Genomic DNA, 16,281 nt, shown 5'->3' with positions numbered 1-16,281 from the left:
TAAGGAAAGTTTAAGGTTATTTGCCTTAGGGTAATGAGGTAAATAAGCACTATAGAGAAGGGTAATTCAGCGGCTAGAAAATTAATGAATTAAGCCTAAAGAAGTTCGGGCGGGTGGCGATAACTTAAAACGTGACAGGTTGAAGCAGAAAAATTCGCCTGGTACTAAAAAAATTCTAAAGGTTGTTAAACGGCAGACGATAACAACTTTGACGGCGCTGAAGCCGGCGGGTTGAAGCCCACACCTTAACCGAAAGACTTGATTAACAGGAAAATTCATCATGGCCCAAGTCATTAATACCAACAGCCTCTCGCTGATCACTCAGAACAACATCAACAAGAACCAGTCAGCTCTGTCTACTTCAATGGAGCGTCTGTCTTCTGGTTTACGTATCAACAGCGCGAAAGATGACGCTGCTGGTCAGGCAATTGCCAACCGTTTCACCTCTAACATCAAGGGCCTGACTCAGGCTGCTCGTAACGCCAACGACGGTATCTCTGCTGCGCAGACTACTGAAGGCGCACTGTCAGAAATCAACAACAACTTACAGCGTGTTCGTGAACTGACTGTACAGGCTAGCAGCGGTACCAACTCAGCTTCTGACAAATCTTCAATCCAGGACGAAATCAAATCCCGTCTGAGCGAAATCGACCGCGTATCTGGTCAGACTCAGTTCAACGGCGTGAACGTGCTGGCTAAAGATGGCTCAATGAAAATTCAGGTTGGCGCTAACGATGGCGAAACTATCACCATCGACCTGAAGAAAATTGACTCTTCTACGCTGAAACTGAACACTTTCAACGTGAATGGTCCACAGGGTACACCTACTGCTGCTGCAGCTGCTGACTTCCAGAGCGTTTACGGTTCTACCAGTAACGTATCTAAAGCCACTGTTGCTGAAGGCACAGCTGATAGCCTGGCGACTCGCCTGGGTGTTGCAGCCGCTAACGTCACTGTTACTGCAGATAAAGTGTATAAAGATGACAACGGCAACCTGTTCGCTAAAGTTAACGTGAAATCAGCCAGCGATGCAGAAACCAACAGCCTGAAAGCGAACGGTTTTGACATTGCTAACGGTGCAAACCAGGACTTCTACGTTGCAGTTGATGCGAAGGCTGCAGTAACGACTGCTGGTGGCGATACCGCTGCGTTCACACTGGATACGGCTAACATGAGCCTGTCTAACGTGACCTCAGGTTCAACTTCTGATCCACTGAAAAAGCTGGACGAAGCGATTGCCAGCGTTGATAAGTTCCGTTCTTCACTGGGTGCGATTCAGAACCGTCTGAACTCAGCCGTGACTAACCTGAACAACACCACCACTAACCTGTCTGCAGCACAGTCTCGTATTCAGGATGCTGACTACGCAACTGAAGTTTCAAACATGTCTAAAGCGCAGATCGTACAGCAGGCTGGTAACTCAGTGTTGGCTAAAGCTAACCAGGTTCCACAGCAGGTTCTGTCTCTGCTGCAGGGCTAATCACCCAACTTATAAAAGACAAACCCCGCTTCGGCGGGGTTTTTTTATGCCTGCGATTAGCCTGTTTTTGCCCTGTTTCTCTGCCAATCAATCTCCCCGCGTTCCTTTATCCTCACAGTAAGACTCTTTTTTAAATGCCTTTGTTGAGCAGGTAAATAATGAAAAATATTACTGTCGTGGAACCGCTCTTTGTCAGCGCCTTCAAATGTATTGGTAGTGAGTGTCGCGATCACTGCTGTAAGGGCTGGGATATCCACCTGGATAAGCCCACGGTCAATCGCTATTTAAAATCCTCGCTGATTGAAATCAAAACGCTGGCAGTTGAAAACATCACCACCACCCGCAAAAGCTTTGCCAGTTGGGGAACTATGAAGCTTAATGCTTCTGGCAACTGTGCATTTATGGATGAAAATCGCCTGTGCAAAGTGCATTCCCGGCTGGGTGCTGCCGCACTGAGCAACACCTGTGCGACCTATCCCCGAGCGGCGAACACCTTTAAATATGAACAGCAAAAAACGTTGGCGCTCTCCTGTCCGGAGGCGACCCGGCAATTATTAGCCTCACCTGACGCGATGCTGTTCGGGGAGAGCATCAGGCAACAACCTTATGGCAATAAAGCTAAAGATCTCGATCAGCAAAAGAAACTACTGAATCTGATGTGTCTTAACATCATTAAATTCAGCGGCATTCATCTTGATGAAGGGTTTTACGCGCTGGCCAGCTTTCTGCTGGGCGCGGAAAGAGTAAGCCCTGAAGAAGACTGGCTGGTCCAGATGGAGCATCATTTTTCTGATGTACTCAACAACCTGACACAGGGTGAAATCAGGCTACAGCTTGACCAGGTTAAACCTGACTATAACCTGCAATGGTCTTTACTGTTGAGATTGCAAAGCTGGTTCAGCACCATGGCCGATAAGCGCGCCTTTCCTACCCTGAATCACTACGTTAATAAGCTGATTTACATTCAGGCCGAAGGGGCCAAAACCGATGACGTCAGTCAGCCAATGATCCGGCTGGACAACGTCTGGCAGAAGCAGGTTATGCCCTGGCTTGCTGAACGGCCGTGGATAATGAATAACTATATTCAGTACCGCATTTATGATGATTTCTTCCCTAATAACGAAAATCGCAGCCCGTTACTGAGCTTATATCTTCTGACGGCAGAATGGTTCCTGCTTAAATCACTGATTGCGGCCAATGTTGAGTTAGTCGGAACCGTCAGTGAAGAGGATATTATTAATATCATCTACAGCTACCACTCAATAACAAAACATACGCCACAATCGGTGATGGCGTTTCTGGCCGAGATTGATAAGGTCAAGGTCAATGACGATTTGTCGCTGATTTATCTGCTTAAATGATCTGAGGCGATGCAGTTTCGCATCATCGGCATCGCCTGTTTTTCCCTGATAGACAGGTGCGGGCATTAGCTAATCGCTGAAAGAATTGCGGCTGGTGTGCTGGCTTATTTTTATGCCAGCAGCTCCAGGCAATGCAACGCAATTTAACACCCGCTTCCTTCAAACCGGTTTCCTGACCACAACCTTGCAGGCTGCCTGTCTCTCAATCCCAGGCAATCCCCCCAGCCCGTTACAGTTCCCCTCCAGACTGCCGATAACTCCTCACAGAACAACATCATTTTTGATTTTAACTTTGTGGAGTGTCTATGCGCTTCAATTATGACCTGTTACCGGGTGAGCGGCTGACCTTTGAAGAGATCGCCCGGCGTTATGCTCTGCAATACCCTGATGATAAAGAGCTGACGGCGCGCGCCTTGCTGAGTCCGTCAACCGGGCTGCGCACGCTGAAAATCCGCGCGGTGTTCGCGCAGGAAGAGAGCAACAGCCCGCTGGAGGATCTGCTGTTCATCTCCCATGACAACGAACGTAAAAATTACCTGCGTCGCTTTGAGCACTACCTTAAGCAGAATCTCTCCTTCCTCTATTTCCGTCGCAGCGATAGCGAGAAGCGCGACAACCTGTGGAAAGTGATGGGCAGCAGCCAGGTCTTCGCGATGATCGATCCCCAATCCGCCACGGCACAGAATCTGCTTAACAGCCGCGGCTATAAACTGGTGCTGATGCATCAGGATGATGAAGACGCTTACTGGCAGCTTTTCAATCCACAGGCGGATCCCTGTTTTCCGCAGTCGCAGCGCATTCAGTTCATCGTGGTGCTGAGTACGCCACAGCACAAAGTCCCGGCGGCGGTGATGCCGGGAACTGAGGTCGGGCGTCGTGTCAAAGCCCGGGTGCTGCAGCGCGCCAGCCAGGCGGAATTCAGCGCCGGTGTCAAAGCCCGCTACGGCGCCTGTGTGATGACCGGCACCGAGCTGACCGAACGGCATAACTGGCCATGGGTGGAAGCCTGCCATATCGACACGCAGGAAGGGGATGACGGTGTACTGGCAGATAACAGCATCGATAACGGCCTGTTTTTACGCAGTGATTTGCAGCGGCTGTTTATTAACCGACTGATTAGCATTGATGGTGAATCGGGCGAGATTCTGGTGCATCCTGGCGAAGAGGCGCAACAGCATCTGGCGCCCTGGTATCAGGAACTGGAAGGTCGCGTCTGCAGCCTGTGGGCGGCAGTGCCGCCCGCCACCCGGCAACGGCTGCGCGCCCGTCGTTAATCTCCGCTGAAGAGTGCAGAAGGATCTGCACTCTGAGGTAACAAAAATGAAATAGCCTCGTTTTACCCCGCCTATTCAGCCAATCGAAAACGCTACAGAATTGGATAATCATGCCGATAACTTCATTAACGCAGGGTAGTCAACGTGAACGATTTCTATACCGCCGAAGGCGTGATGGACAAGCATTCGCTCTGGCAGCGCTACGTGCCGCTGGTGCGCCATGAAGCGTTGCGTCTGCAGGTTCGCCTGCCGGCCAGTGTTGAGCTTGACGACTTGCTGCAGGCGGGTGGGATAGGGCTGTTAAATGCCGTAGAGCGTTATGACGCGCTCCAGGGTACAGCCTTTACCACCTATGCCGTGCAGCGTATTCGTGGCGCCATGCTCGACGAGCTTCGTAGTCGGGACTGGGCACCGCGCAGTGTGCGTCGTAATGCACGCGAGGTGGCCGGAGCAATGCACAGAGTGGAACAGTCGCTGGGGCGTTCTGCCTCTGAGCAGGAAGTGGCGCAGCAGCTGAATGTTTCCATGGAGGAGTACCGGCAGATCCTGCTGGACACCAACAACAGTCAACTTTTCTCCTACGACGAGTATCGGGAAGAGCACGGCGACAGCGCGGAGCTGGTGACGGAAGGCCATGAAGAGGCTAATCCGCTTCATCAGTTGCTTGAAGGGAGTCTGCGTGAGCGCGTCATTGAAGCGATCGAAGCGTTACCCGATCGTGAAAAGATGGTGCTGACACTGTACTACCAGGAAGAACTGAACCTGAAAGAGATTGGGGCGGTGCTTGATGTGGGTGAATCCCGTGTCAGCCAGCTGCACAGTCAGGCGATTAAACGCCTGCGTGCCCGACTTGCGGGAGCGCGCTAGCAGTATCAGTTCCTGGCGATTCAAAATTATAAAAAACCGGGGACTCAGTAATGGGAGCCAAGACCAAGGCCAGACCGTTAAGTCGTTATCTTAAAGACTATAAACACAGCCAGAGCAACTGTTCACACTGTGGCAAGGTATTAGATCGAATGGCGCTCGTTTTTCGTGGCCAGATCATCAATAAAGAGGCCATCGCTCGGATGGACCAGATGATTGATGAGCAGCTGTGGCTGAAACTTCAGCCCGAACTGACCGCGCTTTGTCGTTTTTGCAGTGATATTTTTTGTAATACCCATCCTAATTACTTCGACATAATGGCGTTTAAACAGTATCTGTTTGAACAGACAGAGATGAGCCCCAGCACGATTCGTGAATATGTGGTGCGGCTGCGTCGTCTGGATGAGATGCTGAAAGCCAGAAATTTCCCGGCCGACAGGCTTCAGGGAAATAGCTGGCATCAGTGTCTGGAAAGCGATCTGCCCGATGCCGGTAATAACAATTACCGCATCGCGCTGCGCAAGTACGATCAGTTCTTAGGCTGGCAGCAGGGTTAACCCTGATCTGCACCGATTGCTCCTCCGCGTGCCTGCGGCACGTTCCCCTTTTGCCCGCCAGCCGGGTAGAAGGGAAGGGGGAGCACGGCGCTTCTTTCTCCTGCAACTTTCACTACGCATCTGTCTCACCGCATCTGCTGACACCTGAATCAGGGTGATCCTTTTCGCATCTTCTGCAACACTGTAAGGATAAATTGAATGCCCGAACGGAGGCAGCATTGTCTTTACATCTGTTACACCAATTCCCGCGTCTTGAACTGCTGGGCGCACCCACGCCGTTAGAACATCTGCCTCGGCTCTCTGACTATCTGGGTCGCGATATTTTCATTAAACGCGATGATTTCACGCCGGTGGCGATGGGCGGCAATAAGCTGCGCAAGCTGGAATTTCTGGCGGCGGACGCGCTGCGTGAAGGCGCCGATGTGCTGCTGACCGCGGGCGCAATCCAGTCCAATCATGTGCGTCAGACGGCGGCAGTCGCGGCCCGGCTTGGCCTGAAGTGCGTGGCATTGCTGGAAAACCCGATTGGCACCCACGCAGAAAACTACCTGAGCAACGGCAACCGTCTGTTACTGGATCTGATGGACGCTGAAGTGATCATGGTGGATGCGCTGAATAACCCTGCGGAACAGCTGGCTGAACAGGCCACGCGTCTGGAAGCCCAGGGTTATCGTCCTTACATCGTGCCGGTCGGCGGCTCAAATGCGCTGGGTGCACTAGGCTATGTAGAGTGCGCGCAGGAGATTGCTCATCAGAGCGAAGGCGTGGTCGATTTCGCCGCCGTGGTCGTGGCCTCGGGCAGTGCCGGCACCCATGCCGGTCTGGCGGTGGGTCTGGAGCATCTGCTGCCGGAGGCCGAGCTGGTGGGCGTCACCGTTTCACGCCAGGTTGAGGCGCAGTTGCCGCTGGTGGAGCGGCTGCGTCAGTCGCTGGCGGAGACGCTGGAAGTGCAGGCTAAGGCACCGATTACCCTGTGGGATGACTACTTTGCGCCGCGCTACGGCGAACCCAATGGTGAAGGCATGGCTGCGGTGAAACTGCTGGCGCGGCTGGAAGGGATCCTGCTGGACCCGGTCTACACCGGCAAGGCGATGGCCGGACTGCTGGATGGCGTCAGCCAGAATCGTTTCCGCCGTGAAGGTCCGCTGCTGTTTATTCATACGGGCGGCGCACCGGCGTTATTTGCTTATCATCCTTCGGTCTGAGACAAGCGAATAAAACAGTTTATACTCCGTGGGTTATCCTACTGGACTGGCAGCGACAAGCCGTGCTGCCCTTATAAGAACACACACACAATACTGTCAATAATGGGGTGAATATGTCCTTTTCTCGTGCAGGTCGTCAGATGATGATGGGCGTCATGGCCGTGGCGCTGATTGCTGGCGTCAACGTTAAAACCTTTGCAGCGGAAAATCTGCTGAACAAAATTAAAGAGCGCGGCACGCTGCTGGTGGGTCTGGAAGGCACCTATCCGCCATTCAGCTTCCAGGATGAAAAGGGCAAGCTGACCGGCTTTGAAGTGGAATTCGCGGAACAGCTGGCACAGCACATGGGCGTCAAGGCGAGCCTGAAACCGACCAAGTGGGACGGCATGCTGGCCTCACTCGACGCGAAGCGCATCGATGTGGTCATCAACCAGGTCACCATCTCTGATGAGCGTAAGAAGAAGTATGACTTCTCCACGCCATACACGGTCTCCGGCATTCAGGCGCTGACCATGAAAGCCAATGCGAACACCATCACCAAACCTGCGGACCTGGCCGGTAAAAAAGTGGGCGTCGGTCTGGGCACCAACTACGAGCAGTGGCTGCGTGAGAATGTGAAGGGCGTGGACATCCGTACCTATGATGATGACCCGACGAAATATCAGGATCTGCGCTCTGGCCGTCTGAATGCCATTCTGGTTGACCGTCTGGCCGCGCTGGATCTGGTGAAGAAAACGGGCAATACCATGGCGGTCGCGGGTGATGCGTTCTCCCGTCAGGAATCGGGCGTGGCGGTACGTAAAGGCAACGACGACCTGCTGAAAGCGATCGACCAGGCCATTGCTGACATGCAGAAAGATGGCTCGCTGAGCAAGCTGTCTCAGAAATGGTTTGGCGCGGACGTGACGAAATAATGCAGGAAAGTCTTCAACTGGTGCTGGATTCAGCACCTTTTTTATTAAAAGGCGCGCTGTTTACGCTGCAGCTCAGCATCGGCGGCATGTTCTTTGGCCTGCTGCTGGGCTTTATTCTGGCGCTGATGCGTCTGTCGCGCTTCTGGCCGGTTCGCTGGCTGGCACGAATCTATGTCTCGATCTTTCGTGGCACGCCGCTGATAGCCCAGCTGTTTATGATCTATTACGGCCTGCCGCAGTTTGGCATTGAACTGGATCCGATCCCCTCCGCGATGATTGGTCTTTCCCTGAATACCGCAGCCTATGCCTCAGAGTCACTGCGTGGCGCGATTTCATCGATTGAGCGCGGGCAGTGGGAAGCGGCGGCAAGTATCGGCATGACGCGCTGGCAAACCCTGCGCCGGGTGATCCTGCCACAGGCAGCCCGCACCGCGCTGCCCCCGCTGGGCAACAGCTTTATCAGCCTGGTAAAAGATACCTCGCTGGCGGCGACCATTCAGGTGCCGGAGCTGTTCCGTCAGGCGCAGTTGATCACCTCACGCACGCTGGAAGTCTTTACCATGTATCTGGCAGCCTCGCTGATCTACTGGGTGATGGCAACGGTGTTATCTGCGTTGCAGAACCGGCTGGAACAGCATGTTAATCGTCAGGATTCGGAGTCGAAATGAGCGCCATCGAAGTCAGAAAGCTGGTGAAGTCTTTTAACGGCCAGACGGTGCTGCACGACATCGACCTTGATGTGGCCGCCGGTGAAGTGGTGGCCATCATCGGCCCCAGCGGATCAGGTAAAACCACGCTGCTGCGCAGTATCAATCTGCTGGAAGTGCCGGATAGCGGCACCATCCGCGTTGGAGAGATTACCGTTGATGCGGCGCTGGCACAGAGTAAGCAGAAAGAGCAGGTGCGTCGCCTGCGTCAGCAGGTCGGGTTTGTCTTCCAGAACTTCAATCTGTTTCCGCATCGTTCAGTGATGGAGAACATTATTGAAGGGCCGGTTATCGTCAAAGGCGAAGCGAAAGCGGATGCGGTAGCCCGCGCCCGCACGCTGCTGGAGAAGGTCGGGCTGCACGGCAAAGAAGAGAGCTATCCGCGCCGTCTGTCGGGCGGGCAGCAACAGCGCGTGGCGATTGCGCGTGCGCTGGCGATGCGGCCGGAAGTGATCCTGTTTGATGAACCGACCTCGGCGCTGGATCCGGAGCTGGTGGGCGAGGTGCTCAGCACCATTCGCGCGCTGGCCGAAGAGAAACGCACCATGGTCATCGTCACGCATGAGATGAGCTTTGCCCGCGATGTGGCTGACCGCGCCATTTTTATGGATCAGGGGCGGATTGTGGAGCAGGGCGAAGCGAAAGCGTTGTTCAGTAACCCTCAACAGCCGCGCACCCGTCAGTTCCTTGATAAATTTCTGAATCAGTAATCCACACTGCCTTCCCCGGAAGGCAGTTTTAACCCGTTTAAAACCCTCATTTTTTTAGCTGCCACTGGCTATGGTCACGCTATTAGCAGGCGCAGTATCATAAATAACTCTGCCGCTGTTAAACCTTTTGGCACATCTGACAAATCTTTTCTTTTCATCGGGAATATATTGGCTTTTCCCGTTGCCACTTTCTCTTAATTATATTTTCTGGATTATGAAGCAATATTATCCTTTAAGCTGGCTGCGGCACTGCTAATTAGTGTGTTGCGTCGATATTAATAAGTGTAAGGAAACGTTCTACTAAGTAAATAACTGTGGTAACAGGGCCACGCAGCGGCTTTTAAGAGTTTCGCTACATTCATCACCGGTTCAATGGCGAATAATTGCCGGATAATCATAAAAGCAATACTGATTTCCTCGCTTTTACTTTCCAGCATTCTGACCTACACAGCAGGAGTCATTGAATGAACCAGACTAAGTCAGATCAGATATTGTGGGTCGATACCCTGAAGGGCGCCTGCATATTATTGGTGGTCCTGTACCACACGGTTTTACCCGGCTTTGAAGGGACGATGAAATATCTCTCTGCCGGATGGATCCCCGCCGAAATATGGATACAGTTTAATACGGTACTGTCGCCGCTGCGTATGCCCGCCTTCTTCTTTGTCTCGGGATTACTGGCGACCAATGGCATTCTGAACCGGCCCTGGAAGCAGGTATTTACCAGTCGCATCACCAATCTTTTTTATCTCTATATTCTGTGGGGGTTTATTCAGTGGTGGTCAATTATCGGTATCTCCACTGAAATTACCGGCCAGCGTATTTCGCAGAACCTTAATGCCGCCTATGCGGGTTCGCTATTCGAGTTTCTCAAACTGACCTTTATGGCCATGAGTACCTCGTGGTATCTGTATGGGCTGGGACTCTATTTCCTCTGTGCCAAAGTTTTCCGTCAATATAAGCTGGCCCTGGTGGCGGTGGCGATCCTGCTGAATTATCTGGCGGCAGAAAAAGTGATCCCGTTCTGGGGACCACAGAGCCTGGCCCAATATTTTGTGTTCTTCCTGTTAGGGGCATTCTGGAGCCAGACGATGCTGCGCCTGAGTGAATGGCGGCGTGAGAATCTGATGCCCTGGGCGCTACTGGCGGCAGCCGCCGGGATTCATGTGCTATTCGGGCTGGATAAGAGTCTGTTCCTGTGTGTACTGGCGGTGTTATTCAGTATCGCGGCCTGTCGCTGGCTGAATCAGCACTTCAGCATGCGCTATCTCAACTGGGTTGGGCGCAATACGCTGCAGATTTACGTCATCCACCGTATTTTTATCGAGTTCTTTGGTATGTCTGCGATTCTGTTCGCGCAGCGGCATCATCTGTTCGAGCAGGCGTGGTTTTCGTTTCTCTGGGCCTGTTTCTATCCGGTGGCCATTGTGGGGCTTTGCTCGCTCTGTTCAGTTGCCATCTGGTCGCTGACCAATCGCGGAGTCGGGCAGTCGCTGTTTGTGTTCCCGACGTTAATGAAAAGGGCGCCTGGCGGCGCGAGCGGTGGGTAAGTTACGCTTTGCAGCGAGCTTGCACTGAGCGGGTTTCGCCCGCCAGGCGATGGGGAGTTTCAGGTCATTTAGCCGCACGTTAGCACTGAGCGGGTTTCGCCCGCCAGTCGTTCGGGAGTTTCAGGTTGCCTGTGCAGGCGGACGCGTTAAGGGGCGTACGCCCGCCCCTTAACAATCCCGGCGTCCGGCTGCCTGCGCGCCCCGCGTAGCGGGGTGCCTTCGTCACGCCCTGCGGCCGACGGACCGTCCGGACTCGCCATCCCTGGCTCGTGCCGTCCTTTCGCCGACGTCCTGTCGGCTCCCGGCTTCCGGTTGTTCCTCAGCGCTCCGGACGCCTCTGGCAAACCCCTGCCGGTGGGTTTGTTACCCGGATGGGCGGGGCTCAAGTTACTGAAAGCGGGGAAAGATTCATAAGGTTTCGCTTTGTAGCAGGCTGACACTGAGCGGGTTTCGCCTGCCAGGCGATGGAACGTTTTAGATCACTTAGCCGCGCGTTAGCGCTGAGAGGGTTACGCCCGCCAGGCGATGAGGAGTTTCAGGTTGCCCGTGCAGGCGGACGCGTTAAGGGGCGTACGCCCGCCCCTTAACAATCCCGGCGTCCGGCTGCCTGCGCGCCCCGCTACGCGGGGTGCCCTCGTCACGTCCTGCGGCCGACGGACCGTCCGGACTCGCCATCCCTGGCTCGTACCGTCCTTTCGCCGACGTCCTGTCGGCTCATCCTGGCCTCTGGTTGTTCCTCAGCGCTGCGGACGCCTCTCACAAACCCCCGCCTGCGATTTCTTTGTGTTTTCTTTAGTGCACAGTTGTCTGGTGGTCTGAAAGCCAATCTCAATTCCTGAAGTTCACCGCAACAATCTTTGTTATCTGAAAACGAGATAACTGCGGGTAGGGTTGAATGCCATTCTGTGTGCTGAGCCGAAAGTCAGAGGCAATCCCAAACTCACAGCGACAGCGAACCCAACATAAAAAGAGAAGATAACAGCGAGGGGGTGGGGAGGCCGTCAGAACCGCTGAGCGGATGAGGGATTTCAGGACGAGCGACAGGGATGTCGCGAAGAGGCGGGTTCGCGCCATGGATGGCGCGTCCCGCCGTTCCGTGAGAAATCCTGAAGTAGCGAAGGAACCGCGAAGCGGCGGTGAAGCAGGCCGGAGCCCGGGGTCAAGGGGGCGCGGCGACTGGCGCCCCCTTGTCGGTCGCCTGCAGAGGCGAATCTGAAACTGCCTGGCTTACCAGGCGAACGAAACCTTCTCATAGCCCGTTCGCGCAGCGAACAACTCCAGCTCCAGCTCCGGACCTCAGCCCGTTCGCGCAGCGAACAATCCCGAGAACGCCCCTTACCCTATGGTCATCAGGCTCGCATTACCGCCTGCCGCAGCGGTATTCACACTCAGCGAACGCTCAATCAGCAGACGTTCCAGCAGCAGATTGGTCTCGCCGCGGGCAAAGCCCTGCACCGACACAATCGCGCCTTCACGTGCGGCAATCTGTTCACACAGGGTACGCAGCTGATCGGCATCACCGTGATAGATCACTGCATCAAACTCTGCCGCTAACGGGTCACGCGCCAGCGTGATGCGTGCTTTCACTGCATCCGGCAGCGAGGCCAGCAGGGCGCGATGCAGCTCATCATCCTGCCACAATGCTTTACTGCCGACGCTGGTCACCGCGGCCAGCTGGATTAACGCATCCTGCTCGTTATCAGCCAGACAGAGCACCTGATCACGCGGCAACAGTGAGAAGGTATTGCGCTCGCCTGTCGGGCCAGGCAGCAGCCGGACCACGCCCGCCTGCGCCAGATCGCCATAGTGCTGGCAGAGTTCAGCCAGTTCAGGCTTATCCTTAGCCCAGTTGCTGAGTGCCAGATGCGGTGCCAGCAGTGACTGACGCAGCGTGCTGTCCGCCGGACGTTCTGCATCCTGACGATCAAAAGTCAGACGCAGCGCACTATCCGGACGATGCGCCAGCAAGCGGTAAAGATAGAGTGGACCGCCGGCTTTCGGACCGGTACCGGATAAGCCCTCGCCACCAAACGGCTGTACGCCGACCACCGCGCCCACCATATTGCGGTTGACGTAGAGATTGCCGACTCGGGCGTTCGCCGTGACCTGTGCAATCGTTTCGTCGATGCGGGTATGTACGCCCAGCGTCAGGCCATAGCCAGACGCATTGATCTGCTCAACCAGCTGCGGCAGGTTATTGCGAGTGAAACGCACCACGTGCAGCACCGGGCCAAAAATCTCTTTATCCAGATCGCTGACCTGACCCAGCTCAATCAGTGTCGGTTTAACAAAGGTACCGCTATTCCACTCTTTGCTGTCCTGCGGGTTTTCCTGCACCGCCTGATAGACCGTGAAGCCTTTATTACGCATCGCCTGAATATGGCGATCGATATTGGCTTTCGCTTCGGCATCAATGACTGGGCCGATGTCGGTCGAGAAGCGTTCCGGATTGCCCATGCGGCACTCGGCCATCGCGCCGCGCAGCATCTTCAGGGTATGGTCGGCGACATCTTCCTGAATGCAGAGCAGGCGCAGGGCAGAACAGCGCTGTCCGGCACTGTCGAAGGCAGAGGCGACGATATCGATCACCACCTGCTCAGTCAGCGCGGAAGAGTCGACGATCATCGCATTCATCCCGCCGGTCTCAGCAATCAACGGCACAGGACGACCGTGCTGGTCAAGGCGACCCGCCAGATTACGCTGTAGCAGTGTCGCCACCGCAGTTGAACCGGTAAACATCACGCCACGTACCCGAACGTCACCGGTCAGCTGTGCACCAACGGTTTCACCCTGACCTGGCAGCAGTTGCAGCACGCCTGGTGGCACACCCGCATCCAGCAGGATCTGAACCGCCTGTGCGGCAATCAGCGGTGTCTGCTCGGCCGGTTTGGCCAGCACGCTGTTACCCGCTGCCAGTGCAGCCGCAATCTGACCGGTAAAGATCGCCAGCGGGAAGTTCCATGGACTGATGCAGACCACCGGGCCCAGCGGACGATGGGTTTCGTTGTCGAAATCGTCACGCACCATTCCGGCGTAGTAATAGAGGAAATCAACCGCTTCGCGCACTTCCGCGATGGCGTTGTTGTAGGTTTTGCCCGCTTCACGCACCAGGATGCCGAGCAGCTGCTGCATCTGGCCTTCCATGATCTGTGCGGCGCGTTCCAGAATGGCGGCACGCTCCTGCGGCGGTGTGGCAAACCAGATTGGCCCGCTGTTTACCGCGGCATCCAGCGCCACAGAAACTTCCTGCTCTGTGGCTTCACGGACCTGACCTACACGGTCGCCAGGCGCTGCCGGGTTCAGAATGTCGCGCAACTCGCCGGCACCCGCTTCACCGTCGATCATCGGCTCGGCCAGGCAGGGCTGTGCGGCGCTGCTCAGCAGGGCGCTGGAGAGTGAGGCAAGACGGTGTTCGTTGGCCATATCCAGACCCGCAGAGTTAACACGGTTATCGCCATACAGATCGCGCGGCAGGGGGATTTTCGGATGTGGCAGACCAATGGCGCCTTCGCTGGCACCCAGCTTCTCCACCGCGCTCACCGGATCGGCCACCAGTTCATCAATCGGCAGCGAGGTATCGGCAATACGGTTAACAAAGGAGGTGTTGGCCCCGTTTTCTAACAGGCGGCGCACCAGATAGGCCAGCAGGGTTTCATGGGTACCGACCGGCGCATAGATACGGCAGGGACGGTTAAGTTTGCCGTCCGCCACTTTGCCGACCACCTGCTCATAGAGCGGTTCGCCCATGCCGTGCAGGCACTGGAACTCATACTGACCGGGATAGTAGTTGTTGCCCGCCAGCTGATAAATCGCCGCCAGGGTGTGGGCATTATGGGTAGCGAACTGCGGATAGATCAGGCTTGGCACGGCCAGCAGTTTGCGGGCACAGGCCAGATAAGAGATATCGGTGTAAACCTTGCGGGTGTAGACCGGATAGCCTTCCAGTCCTTCCATCTGGGCGCGCTTGATTTCGCTGTCCCAGTACGCGCCTTTCACCAGACGAATCATCAGGCGGCGGCGGCTGCGCTGCGCCAGATCGATCAGCTCATCAATCACAAACGGACAGCGTTTCATGTAGGCCTGAATAACGAAACCGATGCCGTTCCAGCCTTCCAGCTCTGGCTCGAAACAGAGTTTCTCCAGTAAATCCAGCGACAGTTCCAGCCGGTCCGCCTCTTCTGCATCGATGTTGATGCCGATGTCATAGGAGCGGGCCAGCAGCGTCAGCGATTTCAGAATAGGGTAGAGCTCTTCCATCACGCGCTCATACTGCGCACGGCTGTAGCGGGGATGCAGTGCTGAGAGCTTGATAGAGATGCCGGGACCTTCATAGATGCCACGACCATTCGACGCTTTACCAATGGCATGGATCGCCTGCTGATAAGAGAGCAGATAGGCTTTGGCATCGCCTGCCGTCAGGGCCGCTTCGCCCAGCATGTCATAGGAGTAGCGGAAGCCTTTCTCTTCCAGCTTGCGGGCGTTAGCCAGCGCTTCGGCAATGGTTTCACCGGTGACGAACTGCTCGCCCATCAGACGCATCGCCATATCCACGCCTTTGCGGATCAGCGGTTCGCCACCCTTACCGATAATGCGGTTAAGCGAGCTTGAGAGATTCGACTCGTTGTGGGTCGAGACCAGACGGCCGGTGAACAGCAGGCCCCAGGTCGCCGCGTTGACAAACAGTGACGGGCTGCGTCCCAGATGTGACTGCCAGTTGCCGTTGCTGATCTTGTCGCGGATTAGCGCATCACGCGTTGGCTTGTCGGGAATACGCAGTAGCGCTTCAGCCAGACACATTAGCGCCACACCTTCATGGGAGGAGAGTGAGAACTCCTGCAGCAGGCTCTGCACCATGCCAGCGCGTCCGGTTGCCCCTTTCTGGTGCCGCAGCTTGTCGGCGAGCTGGTAAGCCAGCTGATGGGTTTTCTCTGCCAGCGCCGCCGGTAAACGTGCCTGTTCCAGCATCATTGGCACCGCATCAGTCTCCGGACGACGCCATGCGGCGGTCACCGCTGAACGGGTCACGGACTGAGGTAAAATCTGCTCTGCGAAATCAAGGAACGGCTGGTGCGTCTCCTCTGGCTGGGTGTCGTCGGACTCCGCGGCCGCCTGGGCAGAAAGCGGGATCTCCGGCACGGTATCGCCGGTTTCCAGCTGGCCCAGGTAGTTAAAGATCGCCTGTTTAATCAGCCAGTGTGGCGTGCGATCGATGCGCTGCGCAGCCAGTTTGATGCGCTCGCGTGTCGCGTCATCCAGTTTTACACCCATGGTGGTTGTAGCCATGACTCCAGAGCTCCTTGATAGTGGTTCGATACGGCGTTGGCTGCACTATCACTTAAGTTGCAACTTTGTGCAACCGTGTTAAATGTGAGCCAGTTAACACCCTTTTAACGTCGACGATTGTTAAATCCCGCAATGCGGCACGGATATTGCTGCAAGATCCTCGCCAGTCTGGCAGACCCGATGAAAAGCGGGTTTCAGGCAGGTAATACGATGGTGCAACCGGATAACTGTGAGCGAGTGCAACCTATGAGCACGTTTTCACAAACGGTTAGTGAAATCACTGTAACGCCTGTGTTAAATCCATTGTGCGCACAACGCCTTTCCGGCAGGATACCGCGCCGCTGGGAAATGAGTGACGCCCTGACGAAGAAAATCG

11 protein-coding genes are annotated in these 16,281 nt (G+C 55.3%); 10 read left to right on the top strand and 1 reads right to left on the bottom strand.

Features of this window, described 5'->3' with window-relative positions; all coding sequences use genetic code 11:
* Positions 1-280 precede the first annotated feature (280 nt).
* The 10 genes from PAG01S_RS04845 (at position 281) to PAG01S_RS04800 (ending at position 10,622) form a co-directional block, all read left to right on the top strand.
* Positions 281-1,480, top strand: coding sequence for a FliC/FljB family flagellin (locus tag PAG01S_RS04845; RefSeq protein WP_022625486.1), 1,200 nt, complete (start codon positions 281-283; stop codon positions 1,478-1,480).
* Positions 1,481-1,638: 158 nt separating this feature from the next.
* Positions 1,639-2,841, top strand: coding sequence for a flagellin lysine-N-methylase (gene fliB, locus PAG01S_RS04840; protein ID WP_022625487.1), 1,203 nt, complete (start codon positions 1,639-1,641; stop codon positions 2,839-2,841).
* Between the two features lie 305 nt (positions 2,842-3,146).
* Positions 3,147-4,115, top strand: coding sequence for an HNH endonuclease signature motif containing protein (locus tag PAG01S_RS04835; protein WP_010247595.1), 969 nt, complete (start codon positions 3,147-3,149; stop codon positions 4,113-4,115).
* Positions 4,116-4,259: 144 nt separating this feature from the next.
* Complete coding sequence (locus tag PAG01S_RS04830; protein ID WP_003854529.1) at positions 4,260-4,982, top strand: RNA polymerase sigma factor FliA; 723 nt, start codon at positions 4,260-4,262, stop codon at positions 4,980-4,982.
* A 50-nt stretch (positions 4,983-5,032) separates the two neighbouring features.
* Positions 5,033-5,536, top strand: a complete 504-nt coding sequence (gene fliZ, locus PAG01S_RS04825; protein WP_010247591.1) for a flagella biosynthesis regulatory protein FliZ — start codon at positions 5,033-5,035, stop codon at positions 5,534-5,536.
* Between the two features lie 218 nt (positions 5,537-5,754).
* Positions 5,755-6,741 (top strand): D-cysteine desulfhydrase, encoded by a 987-nt coding sequence (locus PAG01S_RS04820; protein WP_062757858.1) that lies wholly within the window; start codon positions 5,755-5,757, stop codon positions 6,739-6,741.
* Positions 6,742-6,854: 113 nt separating this feature from the next.
* A complete protein-coding gene (tcyJ, locus tag PAG01S_RS04815; protein WP_050680363.1) occupies positions 6,855-7,655 on the top strand; it encodes a cystine ABC transporter substrate-binding protein in 801 nt (266 codons plus the stop codon).
* The gene (gene tcyL / locus PAG01S_RS04810; protein WP_003854540.1) at positions 7,655-8,323 is read left to right on the top strand and encodes a cystine ABC transporter permease; all 669 of its coding nucleotides are present in this window, start codon (positions 7,655-7,657) and stop codon (positions 8,321-8,323) included. Before tcyJ ends, tcyL begins: the two co-directional genes overlap by 1 nt.
* Positions 8,320-9,072: an L-cystine ABC transporter ATP-binding protein TcyN gene (tcyN, locus tag PAG01S_RS04805; RefSeq protein ID WP_010247571.1), complete on the top strand. Its 753-nt coding sequence runs from the start codon at positions 8,320-8,322 to the stop codon at positions 9,070-9,072. The genes tcyL and tcyN overlap by 4 nt, the downstream gene beginning before the upstream one ends.
* A gap of 464 nt (positions 9,073-9,536) precedes the next feature.
* Complete coding sequence (locus tag PAG01S_RS04800; protein ID WP_010247569.1) at positions 9,537-10,622, top strand: acyltransferase family protein; 1,086 nt, start codon at positions 9,537-9,539, stop codon at positions 10,620-10,622.
* A 1,335-nt stretch (positions 10,623-11,957) separates the two neighbouring features.
* Here PAG01S_RS04800 and putA read toward each other — a convergent pair.
* On the bottom strand, positions 11,958-15,905 hold the full coding sequence (gene putA, locus PAG01S_RS04795; RefSeq protein ID WP_033787604.1) for a trifunctional transcriptional regulator/proline dehydrogenase/L-glutamate gamma-semialdehyde dehydrogenase: 3,948 nt from the start codon (positions 15,903-15,905) through the stop codon (positions 11,958-11,960).
* Positions 15,906-16,281 lie beyond the last annotated feature (376 nt).

Source organism: Pantoea agglomerans NBRC 102470 (genome assembly GCF_001598475.1).
In the GTDB taxonomy this organism is placed as follows: Bacteria; Pseudomonadota; Gammaproteobacteria; order Enterobacterales; family Enterobacteriaceae; genus Pantoea; species Pantoea agglomerans.
The sequence above is the reverse complement of the archived record's forward strand: the minus strand, read 5'-3'. Positions and strand labels throughout refer to the sequence as shown.

What these genes read in the sequence shown, in the direction of transcription:
- PAG01S_RS04845 (WP_022625486.1), top strand. Translation starts at nt 281, where the DNA reads ATGGCCCAAGTCATTAATACCAACAGCCTCTCGCTGATCACTCAGAAC.
- fliB (WP_022625487.1), top strand. Translation starts at nt 1,639, where the DNA reads ATGAAAAATATTACTGTCGTGGAACCGCTCTTTGTCAGCGCCTTCAAA.
- PAG01S_RS04835 (WP_010247595.1), top strand. Translation starts at nt 3,147, where the DNA reads ATGCGCTTCAATTATGACCTGTTACCGGGTGAGCGGCTGACCTTTGAA.
- fliZ (WP_010247591.1), top strand. Translation starts at nt 5,033, where the DNA reads ATGGGAGCCAAGACCAAGGCCAGACCGTTAAGTCGTTATCTTAAAGAC.
- tcyJ (WP_050680363.1), top strand. Translation starts at nt 6,855, where the DNA reads ATGTCCTTTTCTCGTGCAGGTCGTCAGATGATGATGGGCGTCATGGCC.
- tcyL (WP_003854540.1), top strand. Translation starts at nt 7,655, where the DNA reads ATGCAGGAAAGTCTTCAACTGGTGCTGGATTCAGCACCTTTTTTATTA.
- tcyN (WP_010247571.1), top strand. Translation starts at nt 8,320, where the DNA reads ATGAGCGCCATCGAAGTCAGAAAGCTGGTGAAGTCTTTTAACGGCCAG.
- PAG01S_RS04800 (WP_010247569.1), top strand. Translation starts at nt 9,537, where the DNA reads ATGAACCAGACTAAGTCAGATCAGATATTGTGGGTCGATACCCTGAAG.
- putA (WP_033787604.1), bottom strand. Translation starts at nt 15,905, where the DNA reads ATGGCTACAACCACCATGGGTGTAAAACTGGATGACGCGACACGCGAG.